20 protein-coding genes are annotated in these 24996 nt (G+C 65.2%); 13 read left to right on the top strand and 7 right to left on the bottom strand.

The features are described 5' to 3' along the window. The first annotated feature begins 7 nt into the window (after positions 1 to 7). Complete coding sequence (locus QGV54_RS15710; protein ID WP_348637685.1) at positions 8 to 1000, top strand: Ldh family oxidoreductase; 993 nt, start codon at positions 8 to 10, stop codon at positions 998 to 1000. Here the strand turns inward: QGV54_RS15710 and QGV54_RS15705 are convergent. Further along, entirely contained in the window at positions 985 to 2355 is a 1371-nt protein-coding gene (locus QGV54_RS15705) for an aminotransferase class III-fold pyridoxal phosphate-dependent enzyme (RefSeq protein ID WP_281019763.1), read from the bottom strand. The genes QGV54_RS15710 and QGV54_RS15705 overlap by 16 nt on opposite strands. Positions 2356 to 2568: 213 nt before the next feature. Here QGV54_RS15705 and QGV54_RS15700 point away from each other — a divergent pair, with 213 nt between their 5' ends. Together QGV54_RS15700 and QGV54_RS15695 are read left to right on the top strand one after the other, a co-directional pair. Next, positions 2569 to 3909 carry an MFS transporter gene (locus tag QGV54_RS15700; RefSeq protein WP_281019764.1) on the top strand — a complete coding sequence of 447 codons (1341 nt, stop codon included), beginning with the start codon at positions 2569 to 2571 and terminating at the stop codon, positions 3907 to 3909. Positions 3910 to 4004: 95 nt separating this feature from the next. Then, positions 4005 to 6314, top strand: coding sequence for a UvrD-helicase domain-containing protein (locus tag QGV54_RS15695; protein WP_281019765.1), 2310 nt, complete (start codon positions 4005 to 4007; stop codon positions 6312 to 6314). Between the two features lie 6 nt (positions 6315 to 6320). On the opposite strand, the gene QGV54_RS15690 is transcribed toward QGV54_RS15695, so the two are convergent. Continuing rightward, positions 6321 to 7571, bottom strand: coding sequence for a cytochrome P450 (locus QGV54_RS15690; protein WP_281019987.1), 1251 nt, complete (start codon positions 7569 to 7571; stop codon positions 6321 to 6323). Between the two features lie 347 nt (positions 7572 to 7918). Here QGV54_RS15690 and QGV54_RS15685 point away from each other — a divergent pair, with 347 nt between their 5' ends. The 3 genes from QGV54_RS15685 (at position 7919) to QGV54_RS15675 (ending at position 10921) form a co-directional block, all read left to right on the top strand. Next, positions 7919 to 9028, top strand: a complete 1110-nt coding sequence (locus QGV54_RS15685) for a beta-propeller fold lactonase family protein (RefSeq protein ID WP_281019767.1) — start codon at positions 7919 to 7921, stop codon at positions 9026 to 9028. After that, a complete protein-coding gene (locus QGV54_RS15680; RefSeq protein WP_281019768.1) occupies positions 9021 to 10211 on the top strand; it encodes an ABC transporter substrate-binding protein in 1191 nt (396 codons plus the stop codon). The genes QGV54_RS15685 and QGV54_RS15680 overlap by 8 nt, the downstream gene beginning before the upstream one ends. Before the next feature lie 215 nt (positions 10212 to 10426). After that, positions 10427 to 10921 carry a methylated-DNA--[protein]-cysteine S-methyltransferase gene (locus QGV54_RS15675; protein WP_281019769.1) on the top strand — a complete coding sequence of 165 codons (495 nt, stop codon included), beginning with the start codon at positions 10427 to 10429 and terminating at the stop codon, positions 10919 to 10921. Between the two features lie 24 nt (positions 10922 to 10945). Here QGV54_RS15675 and QGV54_RS15670 read toward each other — a convergent pair whose 3' ends face one another. Then, complete coding sequence (locus QGV54_RS15670; RefSeq protein WP_281019770.1) at positions 10946 to 11530, bottom strand: histidine phosphatase family protein; 585 nt, start codon at positions 11528 to 11530, stop codon at positions 10946 to 10948. A gap of 5 nt (positions 11531 to 11535) precedes the next feature. Further along, positions 11536 to 12762 carry a D-alanyl-D-alanine carboxypeptidase gene (locus QGV54_RS15665; RefSeq protein WP_281019771.1) on the bottom strand — a complete coding sequence of 409 codons (1227 nt, stop codon included), beginning with the start codon at positions 12760 to 12762 and terminating at the stop codon, positions 11536 to 11538. Positions 12763 to 13042: 280 nt separating this feature from the next. Here QGV54_RS15665 and clpS point away from each other — a divergent pair, with 280 nt between their 5' ends. From clpS to QGV54_RS15640, 5 genes are all read left to right on the top strand, one after another. After that, positions 13043 to 13372, top strand: a complete 330-nt coding sequence (clpS, locus tag QGV54_RS15660) for an ATP-dependent Clp protease adapter ClpS (protein ID WP_281019772.1) — start codon at positions 13043 to 13045, stop codon at positions 13370 to 13372. 4 nt (positions 13373 to 13376) lie between these two features. Then, positions 13377 to 15785, top strand: coding sequence for an ATP-dependent Clp protease ATP-binding subunit ClpA (clpA, locus tag QGV54_RS15655; RefSeq protein ID WP_281019773.1), 2409 nt, complete (start codon positions 13377 to 13379; stop codon positions 15783 to 15785). Positions 15786 to 15840: 55 nt separating this feature from the next. Then, positions 15841 to 16869 (top strand): glycosyltransferase, encoded by a 1029-nt coding sequence (locus QGV54_RS15650; protein ID WP_281019774.1) that lies wholly within the window; start codon positions 15841 to 15843, stop codon positions 16867 to 16869. A 173-nt stretch (positions 16870 to 17042) separates the two neighbouring features. Beyond that, positions 17043 to 19829, top strand: a complete 2787-nt coding sequence (gene ileS, locus QGV54_RS15645) for an isoleucine--tRNA ligase (protein ID WP_281019775.1) — start codon at positions 17043 to 17045, stop codon at positions 19827 to 19829. A 131-nt stretch (positions 19830 to 19960) separates the two neighbouring features. After that, entirely contained in the window at positions 19961 to 20548 is a 588-nt protein-coding gene (locus QGV54_RS15640; RefSeq protein WP_281019776.1) for a LysE family transporter, read from the top strand. A gap of 141 nt (positions 20549 to 20689) precedes the next feature. Here the strand turns inward: QGV54_RS15640 and QGV54_RS15635 are convergent, their stop codons facing one another. From QGV54_RS15635 to QGV54_RS15625, 3 genes are read right to left on the bottom strand one after another with little or no spacing between them, the layout of a single operon-like run. Then, positions 20690 to 22039: an ATP-binding protein gene (locus QGV54_RS15635; protein ID WP_281019777.1), complete on the bottom strand. Its 1350-nt coding sequence runs from the start codon at positions 22037 to 22039 to the stop codon at positions 20690 to 20692. Positions 22040 to 22073: 34 nt separating this feature from the next. Beyond that, positions 22074 to 22766 (bottom strand): response regulator, encoded by a 693-nt coding sequence (locus QGV54_RS15630; RefSeq protein ID WP_281019778.1) that lies wholly within the window; start codon positions 22764 to 22766, stop codon positions 22074 to 22076. A 24-nt stretch (positions 22767 to 22790) separates the two neighbouring features. After that, positions 22791 to 23339, bottom strand: coding sequence for a MarR family transcriptional regulator (locus QGV54_RS15625; RefSeq protein WP_281019986.1), 549 nt, complete (start codon positions 23337 to 23339; stop codon positions 22791 to 22793). Between the two features lie 72 nt (positions 23340 to 23411). On the opposite strand from QGV54_RS15625, the gene QGV54_RS15620 reads away from it, so the two are divergent. Both QGV54_RS15620 and QGV54_RS15615 read left to right on the top strand, forming a co-directional pair. Beyond that, positions 23412 to 24299 carry a branched-chain amino acid aminotransferase gene (locus QGV54_RS15620; RefSeq protein ID WP_281019780.1) on the top strand — a complete coding sequence of 296 codons (888 nt, stop codon included), beginning with the start codon at positions 23412 to 23414 and terminating at the stop codon, positions 24297 to 24299. Beyond that, entirely contained in the window at positions 24296 to 24889 is a 594-nt protein-coding gene (locus QGV54_RS15615) for a hypothetical protein (RefSeq protein ID WP_281019781.1), read from the top strand. The genes QGV54_RS15620 and QGV54_RS15615 overlap by 4 nt, the downstream gene beginning before the upstream one ends. The last annotated feature ends 107 nt before the right edge of the window (positions 24890 to 24996 follow it).

The raw sequence follows: 24996 nt of genomic DNA, 5'->3' as shown, positions 1-24996 counted from the left end.
GGCGATGATGAACGCGACGGAGATCACGGCGCTGGCCGAGGCGGCGCTGCAACGCGCAGGCACCCGACCGGCGTCGGCGCAGTCACTGGCCCGTGCCGTGGCGGCCGCGGAGATGGACGGCATTCGCAGTCATGGCCTGATCTATGTGCCGATCTACTGCGAGCATGTTCAGTGCGGCAAGGTGAACGGCGCGGCAGTGCCGGAAGTTGATGTTTCAGGCACCACTGCCGTCAACGTGGATGCGGGCAATGGCTTCGCGCATCCGGCCATCGATGCGGGTTTCGAGGCCCTGTTGCCGCGTGCCCGGGAACACGGCGTCGCGGCACTGTCGATCCGCAATTCCTACAATTGCGGCGTGCTCGGCTATCACGTGGAACGACTGGCCGGGGCCGGTCTGGTGGGGATGGGTTTCACCAATGCTCCGGCCTCCATCGCGCCGGTGGGTGGCGCGCGGAAGGTCATCGGCACCAATCCGTTCGCGCTGGCCGCGCCGGATGGGGATGGGGGCGCGGCCTTCGTCCTCGACCAGTCGGCGAGTGTCGTCGCCAAGAGCGAGATCACCCTGCACGCGCGCGAGGGCAAGCCGATCCCGGAGGGCTGGGCCTATGACAGCGACGGCAATCCGACCACGGACGCCGACGCGGCACTGCAGGGCACGATGGCCCCGGCGGGCGGCTACAAGGGCTTCGGCACCGGGCTGATGGTGGAACTGTTCGCCGCCGTGCTGGCAGGCGCGACCCTGGGCAAGGATGCCAGCCCCTTCGCGGGCACGGCCGGTGGGCCGCCTGCGACAGGCCAGTTCTTCATCGCCCTCGACCCCGCCTCATTCTCCGGTGCCGGTTTCGCGGCACGCATGACCGACCTGGCCGCCGCGATCACCGATCAGCCCGGCGCGCGCCTGCCCGGACAGCGTCGCGCGGAGAACCGGCGGCGCAACCTGGCGGCGGGCGGTGTCGCGGTCGACGAGGCCCTGATCGCGCGGATTCAGGCGATCACCTGATCCGCCACAGCATCGAGCGCGCCGGTGAACAGGTCGAACATCCGGTCGATCTCGGCTTCGGTGATGATCAGCGGCGGCGCCAGCATGGCGGTGGGGCCGGTGACGCGGATGATCAGCCCGTGATCCTGCGCGATGGCGGCAAGCTGTTTCGCAGCCCCGGCCAGTGCGCCGGTGGCAACGGCACCATCGCCTTCTGACCTGAGCTGGATTGCCCCGGCCATGCCGATGGTGCGCACATCCGCCACCAGTGGATGGTCGGCCAGCGCCTTCACGCGGGCGGCGAACTGGGGGGCCTTGGCGCGGACACTGCCGGGCAGGTCCGTTTCCTCCACGATGTTCAGCATCTCCACCGCCACTGCCGCACCCACCGGGTGGCCGGCAAAGGTTCCGGCATGGGCGAACAGGCCCTGCATGTCGCTGTGTGCCTCCATGTCCCGGTAGATGTCGCCGTCGATGATGGTGGCGGAGATCGGGAAATAGGCCCCGCTCATGGCCTTGGCGCTGTTGAGGATATCCGGTGCGATCCCCAGGGTCTCGGCCCCGAACATCTGCCCGGTGCGTCCATAGCCCGTGATCACCTCGTCATCGATGAACAGGATGTCGTGCTGTTTCAGCACCGCCTGGACGCGCGCGAAATACCCCTCCGGGGGGATCACCAGACCGGCGGAGAAGCTCAGCGGCTCGGCCACGAAGGCACCGATGGTTTCAGGTCCGGCATCGGCGATGACCTGCTCCAGTTCCGCGATCAGCCGGTCGCAGAAGGCGGCCTCCGTTTCGCCCGGCAGGCCATTGTTGAAGAAGTCCGGCTGGCTGACCAGCAGGTGGTCCTGCATCGGCAGGGCGAAGGCGTCATGCACCGACTTCGAACCACCCAGCCCGGCGGTCGTCAGGGTGCCGCCGTGATAGCTGCCGAGGCGGCTGATCATCTTCCGGCGCTTCGGCTGGCCGCGCCAGGTATTGCGGTAGAGCATGAACTTCAGCGCGAACTCGTTCGCTTCAGACCCTGTCGCGCCGAAGGCGACATGGGCGTCGTTGACCGGCGCGATCGCTGCCAGTCGCTCCGCCAGTTCGATGACGGCGGGAACCGTGCGCTGCTGCGCCGAGACATAGAACGGCATGGCCTGCATCTGGCGATGTGCCGCCGCCACCAGCCGTTCGTTGCTGTAACCCAGCGCGGCGCAATAGAAGGATGCGCTGGCATCCAGGAATCGCCGCCCGTCCTCGTCGATGACGTAGATGCCATCGCCGCCGGTCAGCACCATGGGTCGCTGCTCACGCGTTTCACGCAGGTTGGAGAAACCGAGCATCAGCCGCTCGACCCCTGAATTCCGCAATGCGTCGTCCGTCAACGTCATGGCCTGTCTCCCCGCAGCAATCTGTCCGTTCCTGAAATCCTAGGCCGGTCGGTGATCTGCGGGAAATGAAACAGGGGCGCTGCCGGACATGGCCAAGAGAAAGGGCGTGCCGGAGCCAGAGGACCAAGCTGGCGATTCCTTCCCCCGGGGAACTGCTGTAGTCTGCCGCCCGGGTGCTGCGACCACGCTGCATCATCTCGGGAGGGGCAGCAGATGCAGGCAGGCGCACGGGGTCGTTTCGGCTGGGCGATGTATGACTGGGCGGCGCAGCCCTTCTTCACCATCATCATCACCTTCATCTTCGGCCCCTATTTCGTGAACACAGTCGTCAGCGATGGTTCCAGCGGGCAGGAACTCTGGGGCGACACCCAGACCATCGCCGGCCTGATCATGGCCTTTTCCGCCCCGATCCTCGGCTCCCTCGCTGACGCCACGGGGCCGCGCAAGCCCTGGGTCATCGGCTTCAGCCTGATGTGCATCGCGGCCTGTTTCGGTCTCTGGTTCGCGGTGCCGGACGCCAGTGACGGGCGGATCGCGCTGATCGTTGCGCTGGTGGTGATCGGCATCATCGGCGCCGAGTTCTCGGTGGTCTTCAACAATGCCATGCTGCCCAATCTGGCCATCGGCGACAGGGTCGGAAAGCTGTCCGGTTACGGCTGGGCCATGGGCTATGTCGGCGCCCTGTTTGCCCTGCCGATCATGCTGTGGCTGACGGGCCAGCTTCCCGGTATTCCGGGACCGGGCTTCGATACGGAGGGGCATGTGGCCGAAAGGCTCGCCGGGCCCTTCTCCGGTCTCTGGTACCTGGTCTTCATGCTGCCCTTCATCCTCTGGACCCCGGACCAGCCGAAGCTGGTGGCCGACCGGATGGCGGCGATCCGCAACGGGCTGCGCGAACTGCGCGAGACGGTGCTGACCATGCGCCGCAAGCGCCCCAACATGTTCCGGTTCCTGATCGCGCGGATGATCTATTACGACGGTCTGAACGCGATCTTCATCTTCGGCGGGGTCTATGTCGCCAGCCAGTTCGGCTGGGGCCTGCTGGAGCTTGGGCTGTTCGGTATCCTGACCCTGGTGTTCGGCGTGCCGGGATCCTTCCTCGGTGGCTGGCTGGACGACAGGATCGGGTCGAAGCGCACGCTCTACATCTCCGTTGGTGGCCTGTTCGTGACGGCGGCGGCGATCATTTCCATCGGTGACGGCCACGTGCTGTTCTTCATCCCCATGGGCTTCCCGGTTCCCGATGACGGCCTCTTCGCGTCGGAAGCGGAGAAGGTGATGCTGGCCATCACGGTGCTGCTGGGACTGGTCGCGGGACCGGCACAGGCGGCCAGCCGTTCCATGGTGGCGCGACTGGCGCCGGAGGGGCAGCTTGGCCAGTACTACGGCCTGTTCGCGCTGTCCGGCAAGGCAACGGCGTTCCTGGCCCCCTTCGTCATCGCCCGTGCCACGGGGATCGGCGGTGATCGGGTCGGGGTCTCCATGATCCTGATCTTCATCGGTGTCGGATTGTTTCTTCTGATCGGGGTGAAGGAACAGCGCGACCCGGACTGAGGGCCGGTGCAGCGTCAGTCTGTCAGCCAATTCGGGCTGAAATTGACACCGCAATGGATTCCGCTGGGCGCGGACATGCTCTATATGTTCTCCCCATGGATGACCCGTTTGATCTCGCCGGGGCGGAGGAACCTGCTCCGGCCCCGCAGCCGCGCAGCTTTCCCTATCTCGACAGCCTGAATCCGCCGCAGCGGCAGGCGGTGGAGACGCTGGAGGGTGCCGTTCTGGTGCTGGCCGGTGCCGGAACCGGCAAGACCCGTGTGCTGACCACGCGGCTGGTGCACCTGCTGAACACCGGTACGGCGCGGCCCTGGGAGATCCTGGCCGTGACCTTCACCAACAAGGCCGCCAGGGAGATGTCGGACCGGGTCGGGCAGTTGATCGGCAGCCGGGTGGAGGGGATGTGGCTGGGCACGTTCCACGCCATCGGTGCGCGCATCCTGCGCCGTCACGCCGAACTGCTGGGCCTGCGCAGCGACTTCACGATTCTGGACGACGACGACCAGCAGCGGTTGCTGAAACAGCTGCTGGAGGCGGAGGGGATCGACCCGAAGCGCTGGCCGCCGCGCCAGCTTGCCGGCGTCATTGACGGCTGGAAGAACAAGGGCCTGATGCCCGACAAGGTGCCGGAAGGCGACAGCGGTTTCGCCGACGGGCGCGGACGCGACCTGTACCGGATGTATCAGGAACGCCTGCAGACCCTGAACGCGGTGGATTTCGGCGACCTGCTGCTGCTCTGCATCCGCCTGTTCCAGACCGCGCCGGATGTACTGGCCGAGTTCCAGCGCCGGTTCCGCTACATCCTGGTGGACGAATATCAGGACACGAATGTGGCGCAGTATCTCTGGCTGCGCCTGCTGGCGCAGGGGGCGAAGAACATCTGCTGCGTCGGGGACGACGACCAGTCGATCTATGGCTGGCGCGGTGCGGAAGTCGGCAACATCCTGAAGTTCGAGAGTGACTTCCCCGGCGCGAAGGTGATCCGGCTGGAGCAGAACTACCGCTCCACCGCCGCCGTGCTGAAGGCGGCGAGTGCGGTGATCGCCAACAACGAGGGGCGGCTGGGCAAGACGCTCTGGACCGACATTCCCGGCGGCGAGAAGGTCACGGTCATCGGCGTCTGGGACGGGGAAGAGGAAGCCCGAACCATTGGCGACGAGATCGAGAGCCTGCACCGCAAGGGGGAACGCCTGTCGGAGATGGCGATCCTGGTACGCGCGACATTCCAGATGCGCAGTTTCGAGGATCGCTTCATCGAGATCGGGGTGCCCTATCAGGTGCTCGGCGGTGTGCGATTCTACCAGCGCCAGGAGATCAAGGACGCTACCTGTTACCTGCAGATCGTCGCCCAGCCGGACAATGACATCGCGTTCGAGCGGATCGTGAACACGCCGAAGCGCGGCCTGGGTGACGCCACCGTGCAGATGCTGCATCGCGCCGCCCGTGGCGCGCGCCAGTCCCTCTACCGTGCCGCTGAGGCGCTGGTGGAAACGGAGGAACTGAAGCCGAAGGCGCGCAATACCCTGAAACGGCTGCTGGATGATTTCGCCCGCTGGCGGCAGGTGAAGGATGATCTGGACCCGGCTGAACTGGCGGGAATGGTGCTGGACGAGAGCGGCTACACGGAAATGTGGCAGCGCGACAGGAGCCCCAACGCGCCGACGAAGCTGGAGAACCTGAAGGAAATGGTTCTGGCGATGGAGGACCACGAGACCCTTGGCGCCTATCTGGAGCACATCGCGCTGGTGCAGGCCAACGACAGTTCGGACGATACCGAGAAGGTGTCGATCATGACCCTGCATGCTGCCAAGGGGCTGGAGTTCGACACGGTCTTCCTGCCGGGGTGGGAGGAGGAAGTCTTTCCCCACCGCCGCGCGCTGGAGGAAACCGGCAATGCCGGGCTGGAGGAGGAACGCCGCCTGGCCTATGTCGGCATCACCCGCGCCCGGCAGCGCTGTTTCATCAGCCATGCCGCGAACCGGCGGGTGTTCAACGAATGGCGCTCCGGCATTCCCAGCCGATTTGTCGAGGAACTGCCGGCGGATGCCGTTGAGGTGCGGGCGGAGACCGGCCTCTATGGCGCGTCCGCCCAGCCCGGCGGTGCCCGGGGGCACCAGCAGGCACCGGGCAGCTTCGCCTACGACGCGCCCTGGCTGCAGGCGACAAAACGGCTGAAGGAGCGCGGCTACCGTGCCGGGGGCTATGCTCGTGGCAAGGTGATCGACGGCGAGGCGCGTGAGGTGCGGACGCTGGAAAGCGAGCGCAAGTTCCAGAAGGACGAGCGCGTGTTCCACCAGAAGTTCGGCTATGGCCTGGTCGCCCGCGTCGATGGCAACCACCTGCTGATCGACTTCGAGAAGGCGGGCCAGAAGAAGGTCGTCGCCGCCTTCGTCGATCCGGCCTGAGGCGCCTCAGGCGCGGCTGACGACCCTGACCGGCATTCGCCTGATGCCCCGGACATTGTTGGAATAGATCCGCTCCGGCGCGCCTGTCACATCAAGCGCCATCTCCCGGCGCAGGATCTCTTCCCAGAGAATCCGGAGCTGCAGTTCCGCCAGCCGGTCACCGACACAGCGGTGGATGCCGGCGCCGAACGACAGGTGCCGCCGCGCGTTCGGTCGCTGCAGGCTGAATGCGGAGGGGTTCGGGAACACGGTCTCGTCGAAGTTGCCGGACACGTACCACATGACGACCTTGTCGCCCCGCGCGATCTGCTTGCCGGCCAGCTCCGTGTCACGGTTCGCGGTACGCCGCATGTGGATCAGCGGGGTCTGCCAGCGAATCGTCTCCGACACCAGCTTGTCGACCAGGCCCGGGTCCTGGCGCAGCAGACGATCCTGTTCGGGAAACTGATGCAGCGCCAGGACGCTGCCGGTCATCGAGTTCCGGGTCGTGTCGTTGCCGCCGATGATCAGCAGCATGACGGTTCCCATGAATTCGGCATCGGACAAGTTCCGGGTCGCATCGGAATGGGCGAGCATGGAGATCAGATCGAACTTGGGTTCCATGGCGGCCCGTTCGTCGAACAGCACCCGGAAACGGGTCGCCATTTCCTGCAGGATGACCGCACGTTCTGCTTCGGTCCTGACCGGTGAATCCGGCGCATTGATATCGGCAAGTCCCACATCGGACCAGAAGGTCAGCTTTTCCCGCTCTTCGAAGGGGAAGTCGAACAGGATCGCCAGCATCATTGTCGTCAGAGGCACCGAGACACGATCGACCCAGTCGAAATCCGTGCCGGTGGGCAGGTCATCGAGAATCGCACCCGTGCGCTGCCGGATGCTGTCGGTCATCCTGGCCAGATTGGTCGGTGCGACAATGGGGGCCACGGTCTTGCGCTGGGCCGTGTGCTCGGGACGGTCCATGCGGATGAAGTTGCGCCGGCTGCTGATGTCACCCGAATCCTGGATCTGGATACCGCCCCATTCGGATGATGAGGAGAAGACCGCGTCGTTCAGTTCCACTTCCATGATATCGGCGTACCGGGTGACGGCCCAGTAGGGGCCGTGCATGCTGTCGCTGAAATGATGCACGGGGTCCTCATGCCGCAGGCGCGTAAAAGCGGCCTCCCATGAGTCCGACTGATAGAGGGCCGGATCGCTGACATCCGGGAACTCACCCTCGTCGGCATCAATTGACTGAATCGAAGTGTCTGCCACCATCGCTTCCTCCCATGGTCTGCAACTCCAGCCCCATTGCGGATCGTGCTGGTTGGCCAGCAGGATACTCCAGAGCCTGGCCTGAAACAGTAATTAATTGCTAGAGCAACAGAATGCAGGACCTTCTGCAACCGTAATGGCCTGCGCCGCTCTCCTGTCCAGTGGCGGTCTGCTGAACCGGTGCCAGCGGTTGGGGGCGGTCAAGTGCCGGCGTACCCGGCGCCCTTCTCCGCTCCTTGGTGATGACACTCTTGCGAGTGCTGTGGTTCAATTGATCAATCACGCGCGGTGCGGTCGGGTGAAGTCCTGTCCGTGTGAAGAACAAGCGCGATGCTTGGGAGGGCAGGAAAATGAACTGGTTGCGCAACTTGATGCTGGGGGGAGTTCTGGCGCTGGCCATGGTCGTTCCCGCGGCGGCGAAGGAGACCGGTCTGGTCTTCGTGTCGAGCGAGAAGGACAATGCCGTCCATGTGCTGGATGGCAAGACGCTGGAAGTCGTCAAGCGTATCGGCACCGCTGCCCGCCCCCGGCATCTTCAGTTCGACCCAGCGCGGACGCGGATCTTCGTTGCCTGTGGCGATGGGGATGCCATCGACATCATCGACATCGCGACACTTCAGCTGACCGACCGGATAACGGGTATCGATGACCCGGAGCTGTTCGATTTCTCGGCTGATGGCGGCACGCTCTTCATCTCCCTGGAGGATGACGCCAAGCTCGGCATCCTCGATCTCGCCACCTATTTCCGGGAGCGCGAGTCGAAGCCGGACCTGGACGTTGCGGAACCGAGCGATGAGCCGCTGTCCGAAGAGGAAGATGAGGAAGAAGGGAACGAGAACGAGGAAGAGGGCGGCGAAGAGGCTGGTGTTGCCGGCCTGACCACGATCGAGGTCGGCGCGGAGCCGGAGGGCATTCTGGCCAATCCGGATGGCCGGACGGTCTATGTCTCGTCGGAAGTGGCCAACCTGGTGCATGTGGTCGATCTGGCCAGCGGCAGCATCCGGGCCAACATTCTGGTCGGGCAGCGGCCGCGCCGCTTTGCGCTGACACCGGACGGGCGTGAACTCTGGGTGTCCAACGAACTCGCCGCCTCCGTCTCGATCATCGATGTCGCCAGCAACACGGTCTCGGCCACGCTTCGGCTTGAACCGCCGAGGGGCTTGCGGGTGGAGGACGTGACACCGGTCGGGATCACCATGACGGCTGACGGCCGGACCGCCGTGATCGCCATGGGACGGGCCAATCACGTGGCATTCGTCGATGTTGCCGCGCGGCAGGTCGCGGACCTGGTTCTGGTGGGCAACCGGGCCTGGAACGCCACCCTGAACCGGGACGGCAGCCTGCTCTACGTCGCCAACGGTCTGAGTGACGACATGACGGTCATCGACATGGAACGCCGTCGTGCCGTCCGGTCGGTGCCGGTCGGGCGTGTCCCGCATACCGTCCTGATCGATGACTGATCTGACCCGACTTCTCGCCGCCGGTCTTCTGGCTGTGCTGGGGCTCGCGCTGCCGGTCACGGTCGCCTGGGCAGATGAGCTTGTCATCGGTCACCTGGAGATGAAGGGGGATCGTGACTATCGCCGGTCCCGCACCTTCGCGGCCTTCCTGAACCAGCCGCTCGGCCGTCCCCATGCCGGTGGGGAAGTGGCCCTGGGGGAGGTGAAATGGCATGGCGCGGCGACCGGGACGGAGTTTGCCCTGGACCGCCAGCGCGCCCGTCAGGACGAACTCGTTGCGACGGCGGAGGCGATGCTGGCGCGCGGTGTCCATTTCATCATCCTCGATCTGCCTGCACCGGAGATCGCGTCTGTTTCGGGGGCGCTGGCGGGCAGGGACGTGCTGCTCTTCAACATACGCGCGGCTGCGGACAGCCTGCGGGGGGCCGACTGTCAGCCCAACCTGCTGCACATCGCACCAAGTGACGCCATGCGGGCCGACGCGGTCGGGCAGTTCCTGGCCCTGCGTCGCTGGCGGGAGGTGCTGGTCCTGGTGGGGCCGCTGGCGGCGGACAGGGCCATGGCCGCCGCCTTCCGGCGCAGTGCCGCGCGCTACGGCCTGAAGATCGAAGACGAGCGTGCCTTCGTGCTGAGCAATGATCCCCGGCAGCGTGAACTGAACAATCCGTTGCTGCTGACGCAGGGGTCGGACCATGACGTGATCTTCGTCGCCGACAGCGATGGCGAGTTTGCCCGCAACCTGAACTACCGGATGGTGGATCCGCGCCCGCTCGTGGGGACCGAAGGGCTGGCCGGACTGGCCTGGCACTGGTCATGGTCGCGCCATGGCGCACCGCAACTGGAAAACCGGTTTCAGGATCAGGAGGGCCGCCCGATGCGTGATCCCGACTGGGCCGCCTGGCTGGCTGTAAAGGCGGTGGCGACTGCCGTGCAGCGCACGCAGAGCGAAGTGTTTGTGACCCTGCGCGATCACCTGCTGTCGGCGGAACTCGTGCTCGACGGCTTCAAGGGCAACCGCCTGAGTTTCCGCCCCTGGGACAACCAGTTGCGGCAGCCGATGCTGCTCGCCACCCATAACCACGTTGTCGCCCGCGCCCCGGTGGAGGGATTCCTGCACCGGACCAACAATCTCGACACCCTGGGGATCGACGCACCCGAGACCGCCTGCCGCATGACGCGTTAGGGGAGGGGGGCGAGCTCCCGGCTGGCCGGATTCGGACCCGATCATCGACGGGGTCTCGCACCGGTCGTGGCCCGGCGATAGACTGGCGGCATGCTTGATTTCGACACCTGCAATACCGCCCGCCTGCGTCGCGATCCGGCCTTTGACGGCCGGTTCATTGCGGCATTCAGCGAACTCCACGGACGCCCGCCACCCTCCCTCCTGGCATCCCGGACATGAAGAATATCCCGCTCAGCTACACCTGGCTCGAAACGCCGATCGGGCGACTGCTGCTGGCGGGCGATGCCGGGTCGCTGCATTTCCTCAGCTTTCCCGGCGGCCACAAGGCCTTCGGCCCGCATCCGGCCTGGACCTGTTCCGACAAGGGTTTCGATGAGGTGAAACGGCAGTTGCTGGCCTATTTCGATGGCCGCCTGCGGGACTTCGATCTGCCGCTGACGCTGCATGGCACCGATTTCCAGAAACGGATCTGGCGCCGGTTGCGCACCATTCCCTTCGGCCAGACCACAACCTATGGCGCGCTGGCGCGCGGGATCGGGGCACCGAAGTCGAGCCGCGCGGTTGGTGCCGCGAACGGTGCCAACCCGCTGCCGGTCATCATCCCCTGCCACCGGGTCATTGGTGCGAACGGGGCCCTGACCGGTTTCGGCGGCGGCATTGAGACCAAGCGGTTCCTTCTGAAGCTGGAGGGCAGCCTGCCGGACCCATGAGCCTGATTCCTGCGGCGCGGCGGCTCAGGTCCGGTTGACGTGATCGACCGCCCAGCCACCGTCCCCATGATCGGTCAGGGACGTGACCGACAGCGGATCGATGCAGAGGCTGAGGCCACGGTGCGGCGGGATGCCGAGGGCCAGGGTCACCGCCGCGCGGATCACGCCTGCGTGGGCGATGACGGCGACGGTCTGTCCGCCGAACCGCCCCCCGGCACGGGAAATCACCCGGTTCGTGCGCTCGATCAGGTCAAGAAAGCTCTCCCCCTCGGGCGGTCTCAGGGCGGCCATGGCTTTCAGGTCCAGCCCGTTCCAGGCGCTGACCGCGCTGTAGGGCTTGCCTTCCCAGGTGCCGAAGTGCTGCTCCTTCAATTCATCGTCGAACAGGGGGGCAGGCAGGGCCGGGCTGATCCCGCGCAAGGTCTCGACAGTCGTGCGGCAACGGGAGAGCGGGCTGCAGAGGACCACACCCGCGACCTGCAGCATCGCTGCGGTACGGATCAGGCTTTCGCTGTCGGGTTCCAGTGCGGGGATATCGGTATGGCCGATGATCCGTCCGTCCGGATCAGTCGGTGCATGGCGGACCCAGAGCCAGCGGGTCACGGACATGGTCGTCAGCGGTCGCTGCGCAGCACCATGCAGTCCATCCGCTTTGCCTTCAGCGCGCGACAGGCGTCGCGGGCCTCCGTCGCGTTGAACGAGAGCAGCCGCGCACGATACAGGCTGCCCTTGCTGGTCTTCACCCGGTTCAGGTCGATCGGGTGGTTGCGCAACTGTTCCGGCGCGGCGGCAACCGCCTGCCGGATGGCGCGGTTGGCACGTTTGGTCGACCCGAAGGCGCCGACCTGGATGCCATGGTCGCCTTCAGGCACGGCCACCGGCGTTGCCGCAGGCGCGGCGGCGTTCGCTTCGGAGATCAGGTTGATGCTGCGCAGGCTGGCCAGCACGGACGACTCGCCCCGGCTGCCAGGGCGGGCAGGGGGTAGATCGGCGGCGACCGTCAGGGTGCCCGACTTCTCCTGATCTGCGGCACGGCGGAATCCCATGCTGATCAGTTTCTGCATCTGCCGGTCGCGCCGCGCCGCGGTGCGGCCACCGATGACCACGGCCACCAGCCGCCGCCCGTCGCGCGCGACGGTGGTCACCAGGTTGAAGCCGGATGCATTGATGTAGCCGGTCTTGATCCCGTCCACACCGTCGATCCTGCCCAGCAGGTTGTTGGTCGAACCGTAGGTGCGTCCCTTCCAGGTGAAGGTGCGGGTGGCAAACAGGGGGAACAGGTCCGGGAAATCGCGCTGCAGGGCGATGGCCAGATTGGCCATGTCGCGCGCGGTGGTCACCTGATGGCGGTTCGGCAGGCCGTTGGCGTTTCGGAAGCTTGTGCTGACAAGCCCGAGATTGCGCGCCCGCGCCGTCATGCGGCGGGCGAAGACGACCTCGCTCGGGGCCAGGGCTTCGGCCACCACGGTTGCCACGTCGTTGGCGGACTTCACGATCAGCGCCAGCATCGCATCCCTGACGCGGATCGTCGAACCGCGCGGCACACCCAGTTTCGATGCAGGCTTGCCCGCGGCATTGCGCGACACCCGCAGCGGCGTGTCCATGCTCACCTTGCCCTGCTTCACGGCCTCGAAGAGCATGTAGAGCGTCATCATCTTGGTCAGGGATGCCGGATGAACCGTCCGGTCGGCCTTGTGCGCGTAAAGGGTCTGCCCCGTCGCCTGGTCGACGACGATGCCCGTGTAGACACGCTTGGCCGCTGCCGGTGCGGCGAAGGAGACCATGACCAGCGCGGCCATGACCAACAGCGTGCAATGTCCCCAATGTCGTTCAACCGTCATGAACTGGCGCGGCTCCCGAGCCTTGAAATGCGTCGATTCGTCAAGAATTTAGCGGAACCCTGATTCAGGGTCCATGGTGGAGTTAACCTAATTTCGCAAGTCCGGCGCGCAAGAAGCACTTTTGAATGGCTTCGAGCCTAGCCTGAAACGGAACATGACCTATATGTCCCTGAGGTTGGACGGGCAAGGTTCGGTGCGCAATTCTTGCCGATCCCCCTTTCACATCGATCCGTTCCACCATACTGTTTTCATCAGGAATTTCGGGAGAGCCGTCGGAGACATGACCGACAAGCGTAACGATAACGACAGTGACAACGAGATCGGGGTCGTCACCAAGACCCGGCCACGGACGAAGCAGCCGTCGCTGTGGCGCGTATTGATGCTGAACGACGACTACACGCCGATGGAGTTCGTCGTCTACGTCCTGCAGCGCTATTTCAACAAGGACGCCGATGCGGCGACGCAGATCATGCTGCACGTGCATCAGAAGGGTGTCGGCGTCTGTGGAATCTTTCCGTACGAGGTTGCGGAAACGAAGGTCACCCAAGTGATGAACCTCGCCCGTGAGAACCAGCACCCCCTGCAATGTACACTTGAGAAGGCGGAATAGACGCGTGCCATCGCTCTCCAGACATCTCGAAGAAACCCTGCGCCGTGCCCTCAATCTGGCCGGTGAACGCAATCATGAATATGCGACGCTGGAGCATCTACTGCTCAGTCTGATCGACGACCCGGATGCGGTCGCGGTCATGCGCGCCTGCAACGTCGATCTGGGCAAGCTGGCACAGGAGCTGACCCGTTTCATTGACGAGGATCTGAAGGATCTGGCGCAGACGCTGGAGGAAGACGCCAAGCCTACGCTGAGTTTCCAGCGCGTGGTGCAGCGTGCGCTGATCCATGTGCAGTCCTCAGGACGCGAGGAAGTGACCGGCGCCAATATCCTGGTCGCGATCTTCGCGGAGCGGGAGAGCCACGCCGCCTATTTCCTGCAGCAGCAGGACATGACCCGTCTCGATGCCGTCAGCTACATCAGCCATGGCATCGCCAAGGCCCCCGGCCTGAACGCGGAGCGCGCCGTGCGCGGCTCCGACGATCCGGAGGAGGACGGCGAGGACGAGGGCATGCAGGAAGCCGGTGAGGCGGAGGCCGAGGCACCGGAGAACGAGGCGCTGGCCCAGTATTGTGTCGATCTGAACGAGAAGGCACGGGCGGGCAAGATCGATCCGCTGATCGGACGCGCGCTGGAGATCGACCGCACCATCCAGATCCTCTGCCGCCGCACCAAGAACAATCCGCTGTATGTGGGCGAGCCGGGTGTCGGCAAGACCGCGATCGCGGAAGGGCTCGCGCGGCGCATTGTCGAAGGCAATGTCCCCGATGTACTCGCCTCGGCGACGATCTACACCCTCGACATGGGCGCACTGCTGGCCGGAACCCGCTATCGGGGTGATTTCGAGGAACGGCTGAAGGCGGTGATGCGGGAGATCGAGGGGATCGACAACGCGGTCCTGTTCATCGACGAGATCCATACCGTCATCGGGGCCGGGGCCACCTCCGGTGGTGCCATGGATGCATCGAACCTGCTGAAGCCCGCGCTGGCTTCCGGCACGATCCGTTGCGTCGGCTCCACCACCTACAAGGAATATCGCGGCTACTTCGAGAAGGACCGCGCCCTGTTGCGCCGGTTCCAGAAGATCGACGTGAACGAGCCGACGATCGAGGATGCGGTAAAGATCATGAATGGTCTGAAACCGTACTACGAGGAACATCACGGGGTCCGCTACACCAGCGATGCGATCCGTTCCGCGGTGGAACTCTCGGCCCGCTACATCAACGACCGGAAGCTGCCCGACAAGGCCATCGACGTGATCGACGAGGTGGGCGCGGCGGAAATGCTGAAGCCGCAGAGCCGCCGCAAGAAGGTCATCGGTGTCCGCGATGTGGAGGCCGTGGTTTCCAAGATCGCGCGCATTCCGCCGAAATCCGTGACCAAGAAGGACGAGAATGTCCTGGCCAACCTGCAGGACGACCTGAAGCGCGTTGTCTTCGGCCAGGATGTCGCCATCGAGGCTCTGGCGTCCGCCGTGAAGCTGTCGCGTGCCGGTCTGCGCGAACCGGAGAAGCCGATCGGTTCCTACCTGTTCTCCGGCCCGACCGGTGTCGGCAAGACGGAGGCGGCGAAGCAGCTGGCCGATACCATGGGCCTGACGCTGCACCGCTTCGACATGTCGGAGTACATGGAGCGCCATACCGTCAGCCGCCTGATCGGTGCGCCGCCGGGCTATGTCGGCTTCGACCAGGGCGGGCTGCTTACCGACAGCGTGGACCAGCATCCGCATTCCGTGCTGCTGCTGGACGAGATCGAGAAGGCGCATCCGGATGTCTTCAACCTGCTGCTGCAGGTCATGGACCACGGCAAGCTGACCGATCACAACGGCAAGAAGATCGACTTCCGCAATGTCGTGCTGATCATGACGACAAATGCCGGCGCGGCGGAGATGCAGAAACATGCCATCGGCTTCAACCGCGGCATGCGCTCCGACGAGGATTCCGAAGCGATCAAGAAGCTGTTCACGCCGGAGTTCCGCAACCGTCTCGACGCCATCATTCCCTTCGCGCCGCTGGCGCCGGAGGTGGTGGGCCGTGTCGTCGACAAGTTCGTGCTGCAGCTCGAGGCCCAGCTCTCCGACCGCGACGTGACGATCTCGCTCACCGATGCGGCACGCACCTGGCTCGCCGACAAGGGCTACACGCCCGAATTCGGTGCCCGGCCGCTGGCGCGGGTGATCCAGGAAAGCATCAAGCAGCCGCTGGCGGAGGAACTGCTGTTCGGGACCCTGAAACGGGGCGGACACGTGAAGATCCGTCTGGAGCAGGGCAAGCTGGTCTTCGATCTGGAAGCAGCGGCGGAGCGGACACCACCGAAGGCGAAGAAGTCCGGCGGCAAGTCGGGCCGCGGCAAGTCCGGCGGCAGCAAGTCCGGCGGCAGCGCCAAGGGCACGGTCCCCGAGACCAGCAAGTAGCAGGTCGTCGGGGCCGTTCCGGTCGCGGTCGGGTGTCAGAGAGACTGACTGAGCCATGCTGATCCAGTTCTTCACCCTGCGACCGGTTGCGGCGGTCAACGATATCCGCGTGCATCAGCCCGCCGCGGCGCTGGCGCGTCTGCCCGGCGTCCGGTGTCATGTCTTCGGCAGCGGTCAGGCAATGAAGCAGCCGGAACCGGGAGAGGAATCGGTCTTCGTCTGGCAGCGCCAGATCCTGGAGCCTGCGCGGGCGGATGATCATCTGAAACTGCTGCGGCAGGGCCATCTGGTGGTTTCCGAATGGGACGATGACCCGCGCATCTGGCCGATGGTGGTGCGGACGAACTTCTTCTGTCTGCGCGCCAGCCACGCCGTCCAGACCTCCACAGATGCACTGGGCGCGTTCATTCGCCAGCACAATCCGACGGTGGGTGTCTTCCCCAACCAGCTGGCCAATGTCCCGCCGTTGCAGGTGCCAGAAAGGGCGCTTGGGCAGCCGGTCACCCTCTTCTTCGGCGCCCTGAACCGGGAGGAGGACTGGCAGCCCGTCATGGCGGAACTGAACGACGTCCTGCGTATCTTCGGTGACCGGGTGCGGGTCACGGTCGTGCATGACCGGGGATTCTTCGATGCGCTGGAGACGGCGCGGAAGGTGTTTCACCCGACCTGTCCGCATGACCGCTACCGTGAACTGCTGGGGCAGGCGGACATCGCCCTGCTGCCGCTTTCCGACACACCGAAGAATCGCCTGAAATCGGATCTGAAGTTCATCGAGTGTGCGGCGGAGGGGACCGCCGTGCTGGCCGCGCCCACCGTCTACGAGAAGACGATCAGGCACAATGAGACCGGCCTGATCTTCCGCACGCCGCGACAGTTCGGACTGAAATTGCGCGCCCTGATCGGGGATCATTCCCTGCGTCGCCGGCTGTTGCGCAATGCCCATGCCCACGTGGCGCGGGAACGGCGGCTGGAGGATCACGTGACGGCGCGTCTCGACTGGTACCGCAGCCTGCTGGACCAGCGCGCGTCGCTGGATGCGGCGATGCGGGCCCGTTGCCTCGACATCCCCGCGACGCGCTGGTAAAAGCCCGCTCATGCGACGTTTCATGGATGCAGTCTCAGCCGTCCGGCGAATTATCAACCCGGTCCTGTAATACTCAGGGCCGGGCCAATCTGCCTTTCTGACCGCCATCCCGATGAAGAATGTGCCGCGCGCCAGCGATCCCTGCCGTGGCAGACCACAAACGAGTTTCAGACATGACCCAGGACTACAAGGACACCGTCTTCCTGCCGAAGACCGACTTTCCCATGCGCGCTGGCCTGCCGCAGAAGGAACCGGAGATCCTGAAGCGTTGGTACGACATGGATATCTGGGGCAAGCTGCGCGAAAGCTCGAAGGGGCGGGAGAAGTTCATCCTGCATGACGGCCCCCCCTATGCGAATGGCGACATCCACGCCGGGCACGCGCTGAACAAGATCCTGAAGGACGTGATCAACCGCTCCCGCCAGATGCTGGGCTTCGACGCCAACTACGTGCCGGGCTGGGACTGCCATGGCCTGCCGATCGAATGGAAGATCGAGGAGAAGTACCGCAAGGCCGGCAAGAACAAGGACGAGGTGCCGCTGAAGGAATTCCGCAAGGAATGCCGCGACTTCGCCGATCACTGGATCAACGTGCAGCGCGACGGGTTCAAGCGCCTCGGTGTCTTCGGCGACTGGGAACGCCCCTATCTGACCATGGCCTATGAGTCCGAGTCGGTAACGGTCAGCGAGTTGCTGAAGTTCCTGATGGACGGCTCCCTCTACAAGGGGTCGAAGGCGGTCATGTGGTCGGTGGTGGAGAAGACCAGCCTTGCCGAGGCGGAGATCGAGTATCACGACCACACGTCCTTCACCATCTGGGTCCGGTTCCCGGTCGTCCGTACCGACGATCCGGCCCTGGAAGGCGCGTCGATCCTGATCTGGACCACGACTCCCTGGACCATCCCCGGCAACCGGGCACTGGCCTATGGGGAGGAGATCGCCTACGGCGTCTATCAGGTCGACGCGGTGGAGGAAGGTTCCCTGGCCGTGGTGGGGGAGAAGCTGGCGCTGGCCGATGCCCTGGCCGAGGAAGTGCGCGCAAAGGCCGGGATCAGTGCCTGGACCCGCGTCGCCGCCGTGACCAATCCCGCCGGAACGGTCTGCCGCCATCCGCTGAGCGCGCTTGGCTATACCTATGAGGACCGGCTGCTGCCCGCCGACTACGTGACGACGGAACAGGGCACGGGCTTCGTCCATATCGCGCCCGGCCATGGCGCGGAGGACTTCGACCTTGGCCGTGAATATGGTGTCGAGGTGCCGGACACGGTAGGGCCGGACGGTGTCTACTACCCGCATGTGCCGCATTTCGCCGGACACCATGTGTTCAAGGCGCATGGGCCGGTGATCGAGACCCTGACCGAGCACGGCGGCCTGCTGGCGCATGGCAAGATCGTCCATTCCTATCCGCACAGCTGGCGCTCCAAGGCACCGCTGATCTTCCGCAATGCGCCGCAGTGGTTCATCTCCATGGAGAAGAACGGCCTGCGGGAGACCGCGCTGAAGGCCATCGACGAGACCGCCTTCTATCCGGCCTCGGGCCAGCGCCGCCTGCGGGACATGATTGCGCGCCGGCCCGACTGGCTGCTGTCGCGGCAGCGTGTCTGGGGCGTGCCGATCACCGTGTTCGTCGACAAGCGCACCGGCGAGCCGCTGCGTGACCCGGCGGTGAACGCCCGCATCGTGGAGGCGATTGCCCGCGACGGCTGTGACGCCTGGTTCGAGTCCGATCCGTCCGTCTTCCTCGGTCCGGACCATGATCCGGACAACTTCGAGCAGGCGCGTGACATCCTGGATGTCTGGTTCGATTCCGGCACCACGCATGCGTTCTGCCTGGAGAAGCGCGACGACCTGCGGTCCCCGGCGGACCTCTATCTGGAAGGCTCCGACCAGCACCGCGGCTGGTTCCATTCGTCCCTGCTGGAGAGCTGCGGCACCCGTGGCCGCGCGCCCTACAAGGGAGTGCTGACCCACGGTTTCCTGCTGGACGAGAAGAAGGAGAAGATGTCGAAGTCGGTCGGCAACACGATCTCCCCGCAGGACGTCATGAAACAGTATGGCGCCGATATCCTGCGGCTCTGGGTCGTGGCGGCGGACTTCTCGGAGGACCTGCGGTTCGGGCCGAACATCATCAAGTCGACGGCGGATTCCTATCGTCGCCTGCGCAACACCATGCGGTTCCTGCTCGGCAATCTGGATGGCTGGTCGGCGGAGGAGGAACTGCCGGTCGCGGAGATGCCGGAGCTGGAGCGCTATATCCTGCACCGTCTGGCGGTGATGGACCGCGACCTGCGACGCAACCTGGATGTCTATGATTTCCACCGTATCCATGTGGAGCTGTTCAACTTCTGCACCGTCGAGCTGTCCTCGTTCTACTTCGATGTGCGCAAGGACGCGCTCTACTGTGATCCGGCGGGTTCCGTGCGCCGCCGCGCGGCCCGTACCGTGCTTGACCGGCTGTTCCATGCGCTGGTCACCTGGTTCGCGCCGATCCTCAGCTTCACGGCGGAGGAGGTCTGGCAGAGCCGTTTCAACGACCCGTCCGACAGCGTGCATCTGAAGCTGTTCCCGGAGATCCCGGCGGAATGGCTGAACGACAATCTGGCGGCCCGCTGGGACCGCATCGCCCGCATCCGCCGCGTCGTGACCGGCGCGCTGGAGGTGGAACGGCGGGAGAAGCGGATAGGTGCCAGCCTGCAGGCCGCGCCGGTCGTGCATGTCTCGGCGGAGGACGCGGCACTGCTCGATGGCCTCGACGTGGCCGAGATTTGCATCACCTCCGACATCCACATCAGCACTGATCCGGCACCGGAAGGCGCCTTCACGCTGGACGATGTGGAAGGCGTCGCCGTGGTCCCGGCCCTGGCCGAAGGCGGCAAGTGCCAGCGCTGCTGGATGGTGCTGCCCGAGGTGACGGAGACCCAGGACATCTGCAACCGCTGCACGGATGCCGTGGCGGCCTGACCGGGCCCGGCTTAGAAATCCTGTGCGACGGTCGAGTTAAACTCGTTTGTCCCACGGCTGTTGCCGCACTCCCTTGAAGCTGCCGGCCGGACTGATCCGGTCGGCAGCATTCATTTCGGGACGTGTCTGCCATGGAAATCCTCTCGGCCCTTGTTCTCTTTGCCGTCGTCACGACCATCACGCCCGGCGGCGCAACGACGCTCTCCACCGCTTCAGGGATGAACTTCGGCGTGCGCCGCAGCCTGCCGCTGATCGCGGGCATGGTGTCGGGACTTGGGACGCTGGTCTTCTGTGCCGGGTTCGGGCTGGCCAGCCTGATCGCGGCGGCGCCGGCGCTGGAACTTGCGCTGCGGCTCGCCGGATCGGCCTATCTGCTCTGGCTGGCATGGCGGACGGCCCGCAACGGTGCGCCCGGCGCGGCGGGCGATGTGGAGATCAGACCCTACAGCTATGTGGCAGGACTGATGCTTGTCTCGGTCAATCCGAAAGCCTGGGCCATGGCCTTCGGGGCCAGTGCCGCCTTCGCCGGGGGGATGAGCAATCCGGTACTCGCGGCCCTGGTCATGGCGCTGGTGTTCATGGTCTGCGGCGCGTCGGCGCTGACCCTCTGGTGCGGCGCCGGGGCGATGCTGGCGCGGTTGCTGAAGACGGAGAGGCAGTGGCGCCTGCTGAACGGTATGCTCGGCATGCTGCTGGTGGTGTCCATCGTCCCGATGTGAGTCCGGGTGTGGACCGTGCCTCCCCTCTCCCCCTCCCGGCCACCCACAAGGATCATCCCATGGGTGGTCGGGAGGGGGAGAGGGGAGGCACGGTCTACAAACGACTCAGGAGAGGGATGGAACAGGCAGTGAAAGAACGCGCTATACCGGCAACCGAAGCTCCACCCGTAACCCGCCCATCTCGGAGGCCCCCAGCCTGATCTCGCCGCCGTGGCGGCGCACCACGTCGCGGGCGATGGTCAGACCCAGCCCGGCGCCGCCCGTGTCCGGCCCGCGCGCGTCATCCATGCGGCGGAAGGGGCGGAACATCTCGCTGCGCCGCTCTGCGGGGATGCCGGGTCCATCGTCGTCGATCTGGATGTAGATCTGGTTGGAGCGGCGCTCCGCCAGCAGACTGATGCTGTCCGCGTGGCGGCGACTGTTCTCCATAAGATTGGTCAGACAGCGCTTCAGCCCGTTGGGCCGTCCGATCATATGCAGATCACCTGCGATGCTGTCCGTGACAGTGGCACCCTGACGCCGTGTGTCGTCGGCAACCGCCCTGACCACGTTGGCAAGGTCCAGTGGCTCCGCCGGTTCCTGGTCCTGGCCGCGGGCATAGGCCAGATAGCCGTCGACCATGCGCTGCATGTCGTTCACGTCGCTGCGCAGATCCTCGATCTCCGGGTCCTCGCCCAGCATGGCGAGCTGCAGCTTCATCCGGGTCAGTGGCGCGCGCAGGTCGTGGCTGACACCCGCCAGCATCTCGCTGCGCTGCTCGATCTGCCGCGTCATGCGGTTCTTCATCTCCAGCAGGTTGCGGGCGGCCTTTCGTACTTCCAGCGCGCCGCTGGGTCGGAAGTCCGGGGCTTCCTGGCCCTTGCCATAGCGTTCCGCGGCGGAGGCGAGCCAGCGGATCGGTCGCACCTGGTTGCGCAGGAACAGTACCGCGATGAACAGAACCACGATTGATGTGGCGATCATGGAGATGATCAGGATGTTGATGGTCAGCGAGTACAGCCGCTCGTCACGCGTCGAGACATGCAGCACCCCGTCGGGCAACTGGATGCTGACCCCCAGCCGCCGGGCCTCCGACCCCGTGTCGATGACGAAGGGGTAGGTGACGCTGCGGGCGATGAACTGGGCGAACATCCGGTCCTTCAGCGAGTAGTCACCGGGATCGATATCGGCGCCGCGCACCGGGTTGCTGAGTTGCGCGCCGCCGACGAATTCGACGCGCAGGCGCAGCTTGTCCTGGGCCGCCTGGGCCAGCCAGGCCCGCTCCGCCCGCTTCTCCGCCGTGGACATGCTGTCCAGCACCAGCATGATCTCGCCCACGACGCCGGACGCCATGTGCGCGGAGACCGACTTCCAGTGCCGCTCATAGAAGAACCAGGCGACCATTGCCTGCACCAGGATCAGCGGCAGGATGATGATCAGCAGGGCGCGGGGAAACAGCCGCTTGGGCATCAGTTGCCGCATCCGGCCCAGCAGAGGCAGGGTTACGCGCATGTGCGGGACCTGCTGGCCTTGATGCCCTGTCCGGTCATGCGTTCACCGCAGTGGCCCAGAGGACATAGCCCTCACCCCGGACGGTCTGCAGGTGTGTCGGCTGGCGCGGATCATCCTCCAGCTTGCGCCGCAGGCGCGTGACCTGCACATCGATGGCGCGGCCCGCCGGGTCACCGGCTTCGCCTGCCAGCATCTCCCGGCTGATGGTTTCACCGGGGCGGGCGGCCAGGGTCTGCAGCAATGCCGCCTCACCGCTGGTCAGCCGCACCGGGGCATCGTCACGGGTCAGTCGGTTGGTGGCCCGGTCGAAACGGAAATCGCCGAAACCAAGGACCTGCGTGGCCGGACGTCGCGTGCCGCGCCGCAGCACGGCCCGGATGCGCAGCAGCAGTTCCTTTGGCTCGAACGGCTTGGTCAGGTAGTCATCGACACCGGTTTCCAGGCCCGCGATCCGGTCATCCGCATCGCCGAGGGCGGTGAGCATCAGGATCGGCACCTGCCGACCGGTGCCGAGCAGGCGACTGGCGAACTGCCGGCCATCCTCCCCCGGCAGCATGACGTCGAGGATCAGCAGGTCGAACTCGATCCCTGCCAGACGGCTTTCCGCCTCCGCCGTGTCCGCGGCCTCGCTGATCCGGAAGCCGTTGTCGCCGAGGAAACGGCGCAGCAGGCCGCGCAACCGGCTGTCATCATCAACGATCAGGATATGCGGGCTGTCATCGGTCATGCGGGGCTTTCATGTATCCGGTGCTCACTTGCGGATCTGGGCGAGGATGGTGTCGCGGCTCTCCTGGTCGATCAATTCCGAAAGTACCCGGCGATAGCCCTCCACGGCCTCCGGCCCTGCGCGACGAAAGGCGCGGGCAACCCGTTCCTGCTGCGGCTCGGAGCAGGCGGCCTCCAGCGCCTGGCCGCTTTCGGTCAGGGACAGGTGCCGCAACCGGCGATCCCGTGCCCCCGGGGTCTGGGCCACATAGCCATCGCGCACCATGGCCCCCAGCACACGGGCAAGCGATTGCTTGGTGATGTTCAGGATCTTCAGCAGGTCCTGCACCGTGATGTCGGGATTGCGGCCAACGAAATGCAGCACCCGGTGATGCGCGCGCCCATAGCCGACGGTGGCCAGAACCTGATCCGGATCTGACGTAAAGTCCCGGTAGGCAAAGAAAAGCATCTCGATGGCCTGACGCAGGTCACGACCCTGCGGATGATTCTGTCCGTCAAACCATGCTTCCCAATTGGCGGTCGCAGGGTCATCATCATCGGGCTTTGGGGAACTGGAAAAAGATACGTCAACCATGTTGACTTAGTTTCCTTACAATGTTACTCACAACGCGCATTAGGCGACACATTTGTATAAACGAGGCAGGCAATGAGCAACTTCGCGGACCAGGATGGTCTGATCTGGTACAACGGTGAGATGGTCCAGTGGCGAGATGCAGATGTACATGTGCTGACGCATGGGCTGCATTATGCCAGTTCCGTGTTTGAAGGCGAGCGCGTCTATGGCGGCGAGATCTTCAAGCTGACCGAGCACACGGAGCGGCTGGTTCGGTCCGCCGCCCTGCTCGACTTCGAAATTCCCTATTCCGTCGCGGAAATTGATGCCGCCTGCCGCAAGGTCGTGACCGACAACAAGATCGTCGACGGCTATGTCCGCCCGGTTGCGTGGCGCGGCAGCGAGATGATGGGCGTGTCAGCGCAGGCCAACCGGATCAACCTGGCCATCGCGGTCTGGGAGTGGCCGAGCTACTTCTCGCCGGAGGAGCGGCTGCAGGGTATCCGCCTGCAGATCTCCAAGTGGCGCCGGCCCGATCCGGCCACCGCGCCCGTCGAGTCCAAGGCTGCGGGCCTCTACATGATCTGCACCCTGTCGAAACATGCCGCGGAGAAGGAAGGCTATGCCGATGCGCTGATGCTGGACTGGCGCGGTCAGGTGGCCGAGGCAACGGGGGCCAACATCTTCTTCACCCGCAACGGCAAGATCTACACGCCGACGCCTGATTGCTTCCTGGACGGCATCACCCGCCGGACGGTGATCGCACTGGCTAAGGAACGCGGCTACGAGGTCATCGAGCGGCGGATCATGCCGGAGGAGATGGCGGATTTCGAGGAATGCTTCCTCACCGGTACGGCGGCGGAAGTGACGCCGGTGCGGGAGATCGGACCCTATGCCTTCACACCGGGTGGGATCTGCGAAGCCCTGATCGCGGACTATGATGCGGTGGTGCGGCGCAAGAACAGCAAGGAAGCAGCGTGAACCCAGAACGCCCCAAGGGTGGTCGCCGGTCGGGCGGTGGTGACAGCAGTCGCCGCCGCCCTGCCGCGTCTGGCGGCCCCGCCCGTCGGCATGGCGAGATCACGGTCCCTGCAGAGGCCCTGAAGATCTGGGTCGAGCGGGGCCTGACCCAGTTCAAGGTCGCGGAGGTCAGCCTGACCGAAGCCCGCGACAATGCCCGCCTGGAGCAGGAAGCGCGTACCCGCGCCCGCAGCGTCCAGGGTCAGATCGTCTACAACTACCTGCTCGACCGGAAGGGCAGCACGGCCTGGTGGCAGGAATGGGGTGGCTTTGATCTGGAGTCGGAGATTCTGACTGAAGCGGTGCTGAGCATTCCGTCCGTGAAAGCGCGCATCGACGCCTTCGACCCGAAGGACAATGAATGGGGCCTCGATACGGTCGAGGATTACCGGGACGTGCTGTTGCAGGCGCATCACGGTGATGTGGAGGAGGACGACCTGCGTCGCGGCCTGCGCCGCTGGCTGGGCCACCTGTCGCCGGACGCCCGCCGCCTGTTCGCCCGCGACATCAAGAGCTGGCTGAAGGAACCCGCACCGAAGCCGGAAGGCTGACGCGCGGCCCCGCTGAGCGACCGGACAGCCGACCAGATTCACCGCCAATACGAATGTCCCGACATTCCCCTGTCAGAGGGAACGCCGGGACTGTTCGTCATCACCCG

The organism is Minwuia sp. IMCC3060 (assembly GCF_029909435.1).
Taxonomy (GTDB): Bacteria; Pseudomonadota; Alphaproteobacteria; order Minwuiales; family Minwuiaceae; genus Minwuia.
This window is presented reverse-complemented; position numbering and strand designations above follow the sequence as displayed.